Raw genomic sequence first — 3,159 nt, 5'->3', positions numbered from 1 at the left:
GTGTGGACCAGCCCCCACGGCCGGACCTACACCCGACATACCTGACCACCCGACCCCGCCGGCCACGGCCGACGGGGCCATCTCCATGCCCGGGCACTCGTAGATCGAGCAGCGAGGGCCCCCAGGCCCGAGCGCCCGTCGAGATCCCCGCAACCCGGGCACCCACGACGAGACCCGCGGTCACCGGCCTGCCTCGGCTGCGGGGGTCTCGACGAGCTCGACCAACGGCGTCCCGTGCGGGGTCTCGACAGGCTCGACCAACGGCGCTACCTGCGGGGGTCTCGACGAGCTCGACCACCGATTCCGCCGCTCGACCAACGGCACGGCGTGCGGGGGTCTCGACGGGCTCGTCCAACGGCACGGCCGGCGCCGTTGGACGGAGGCGATGGGGCCCGTCGGCACGGGACGTTCGGCCCTCCCCGGAGGCCCGGATCGCGTTACGGTGCGAAGAGGTACCGAGGAAGGGTCGACAATGTTGTCGGACATCGAGATCGCCAACGCCGCGGAGCTCCACCCGATCACGGAGGTGGCCGAGTCGCTCGGCATCGCCGCGGAGCACCTGGTCCCCTACGGACACACGAAGGCGAAGGTCGACCCGGTCCACCTGACCTCGCTCGCCGACCGGCCGCTCGGCAAGCTGATCCTGGTCACGGCGCTCTCGCCGACGCCGGCCGGTGAGGGCAAGACGACCACGTCGGTCGGCCTCACCGACGCGCTGCACGGGATGGGCCACCGCGCGATCGCCTGCCTGCGCGAGCCCTCGATGGGCCCGGTCTTCGGCATGAAGGGCGGCGCGGCCGGCGGCGGCTACAGCCAGGTGGTGCCGATGACCGACATCAACCTGCACTTCACCGGCGACTTCGCCGCAATCGCCGCGGCCAACAACCTGCTCGCCGCCCTGATCGACAACCACGTCCACCACGGCAACGAGCTCGACATCGACGTGCGCACCGTGACCTGGAAGCGCGTGCTCGACACCAACGACCGCGCGCTGCGCGAGGTGGTCGTCGGGCTCGGCGGCCCGATCAACGGCTTCCCGCGCGAGGACGGCTTCGACATCGTCGTCGCCTCGGAGCTGATGGCCATCTTCTGCCTGACCGAGTCGTGGGCCGACCTCAAGCGGCGCCTCGGCGACATCGTCATCGGCTACTCGCGCGCCGGCGCGCCCGTCACCGCGCGCGACCTCGGTGCCACCGGCGCGATGGCCGTGCTGCTGCGCGACGCGATCGCGCCCAACCTGGTGCAGACCCTCGAGGGCGCTCCGGCGTTCGTCCACGGGGGACCGTTCGCCAACATCGCGCACGGCTGCAGCTCGGTGATGGCCACCCGCGCCGGTCTGCGCCTGGCCGACTACGTCGTCACCGAGGCGGGCTTCGGCGCCGACCTGGGGGCCGAGAAGTTCGTCGACATCAAGTGCCGCATGTCCGGCCTGCGACCCGACGTCGCCGTCGTCGTCGCGACCGTGCGTGCGCTGAAGTACCACGGCGGCGTCGCGCTCGCCGACCTCGAGCGCGAGGACCTCGGCGCCGTCGAGGCCGGCATGGCCAACCTGCATCGCCACCTGGACAACCTCCGCGAGGTGCACGGAGTCCCGTGCGTCGTCGCGGTCAACCGCTTCCCCTCCGACACCGACCTCGAGGTCGACAAGGTCGTCCAGCTCTGCGAGGCCAGCGGCGTCAGCGCCTACCCCGCCACGCACTTCAGCGACGGCGGTGTCGGTGCCCAGGACCTCGCGAAGGGCGTGCTCGGCGCGCTCGACGAGCCGTCGCCGTACGACTTCTCCTTCACCTATCCCGACGACCTGTCGCTCGCCGAGAAGGTCGAGGCGGTCGCCACCCGGGTGTACGGCGCCGGGCGCGTGACCTGGGACGCCAAGGCGAGCAAGCGGCTCGCGCGCATCGAGCGCGACGGCTACGGCACGCTGCCGGTCTGCGTGGCGAAGACGCAGTACTCCTTCTCCACCGACCCCACCCTGCTCGGCGCCCCCACCGGCCACGAGCTGCGGGTGCGGGAGGTGCGGCTGTCCGCGGGCGCAGGGTTCGTGGTCGTGGTCTGCGGCGACATGATGACGATGCCGGGGCTGCCCAGCCACCCCGCCGCCCAGCGCATCGACCTCGCCGACGACGGGACGATCATCGGGCTCTCCTGAGCGGGAACAGCCTCATGCCCGCGCTCGGGGCACGGCCTCACAACCCTCGTGGTGGTAGCTGCCCGGGCCTCGTCACAGTGGCCCCCCGAGCCCTCCTCCTGGCCTTCTTCGCCGCCTTGAAGCGCGCCTCCACCTCCGCCTCGATCCACTCGATCAGGGAAGCGAGGAGGATCCGGGTGCACAACCAGCCGAAGAGAAACCCGACCGCACCGGTCACGACCACGAGGGCGCCGGAGAAGGCCCGGGCGGCCGCCATGTTGTTCACGCTCAGCGCCTCACCCATCGTGGTGAACAGCTCACCCCCGGCGTCCGGGATCTTGCCGACCTGGGTGAGCGTGGCTCCTAGCAGGACCTTGGTCAGCCAGTCGGAGACCTGCTCCAGGTTGGTGTTCGGCTGAGTGTGGTTCTGCGGCGTCACCGTGGAGAGCGTGGAGCCTCCGCCCGTCGCCACTCGCGGGACCCCGAACAAGAACCCGAGGAGTGCGCCCACCGCGGCCGACGCGGACCCGTAGAGCAGCAACGTCCCAGAGACGCTCAGTCGGTGAGGTCCGTCCCAAGCGAACATCCCGATCGCGACGATGGCGAGCAGGAGCGCCACGATGAGCGCCCCGCCGATGACCCATGCCGCCCAGAACCCGACGGGGTGCTGTTCCTTGACAGTGCCGCCCAGCTGCTCGCCGTTTCGCTCGCCGGGTTGCTCGTCGGGTGGTCGGCCAGCCTGCTCGCGGGCCTGCTCGGGCGGTTCGTCGACGGTGACGTCGTCATGCTCCACGTGCTTGAACCAGGACATCTCGACACCTCCCGAATGCGGCGGAGACCTGTCTTCATCACCGTCACGCGGGACGGCTCCCAGCACTAGGGTCGGAGGTCTCTCACCACCCGGGAACGCGGACCTGGCTCCCGCGCGCCGCGACCCGGAACCCGGTCGCCACCCGGCGTCGTCACGGCTAGCGTCGGGCCGTGACGCTGCGGACCGAGCTGCTCGAGGCCTACGACTCCCAGCTGCGGCT

Annotated in this window: 2 protein-coding genes; one reads left to right on the top strand and one right to left on the bottom strand. The window is 71.2% G+C overall.

Annotated features, from left to right (window positions below; translation table 11 throughout):
- The first annotated feature begins 472 nt into the window (after positions 1-472).
- On the top strand, positions 473-2,149 hold the full coding sequence (locus Q0L15_RS16785; RefSeq protein ID WP_296605596.1) for a formate--tetrahydrofolate ligase: 1,677 nt from the start codon (positions 473-475) through the stop codon (positions 2,147-2,149).
- A gap of 37 nt (positions 2,150-2,186) precedes the next feature.
- Here Q0L15_RS16785 and Q0L15_RS16780 read toward each other — a convergent pair whose 3' ends face one another.
- Positions 2,187-3,005, bottom strand: a complete 819-nt coding sequence (locus Q0L15_RS16780; RefSeq protein WP_296605595.1) for a hypothetical protein — start codon at positions 3,003-3,005, stop codon at positions 2,187-2,189.
- Between the last annotated feature and the right edge of the window lie 154 nt (positions 3,006-3,159).

The sequence above is a fragment of the Nocardioides sp. genome (assembly GCF_024509035.1).
Lineage (GTDB): Bacteria > Actinomycetota > Actinomycetes > Propionibacteriales > Nocardioidaceae > Nocardioides.
The sequence above is the reverse complement of the archived record's forward strand: the minus strand, read 5'-3'. Positions and strand labels throughout refer to the sequence as shown.

Excerpts from the sequence above, each read along its gene's own strand:
- Q0L15_RS16785 (WP_296605596.1), top strand. The coding sequence starts at position 473 with ATGTTGTCGGACATCGAGATCGCCAACGCCGCGGAGCTCCACCCGATC.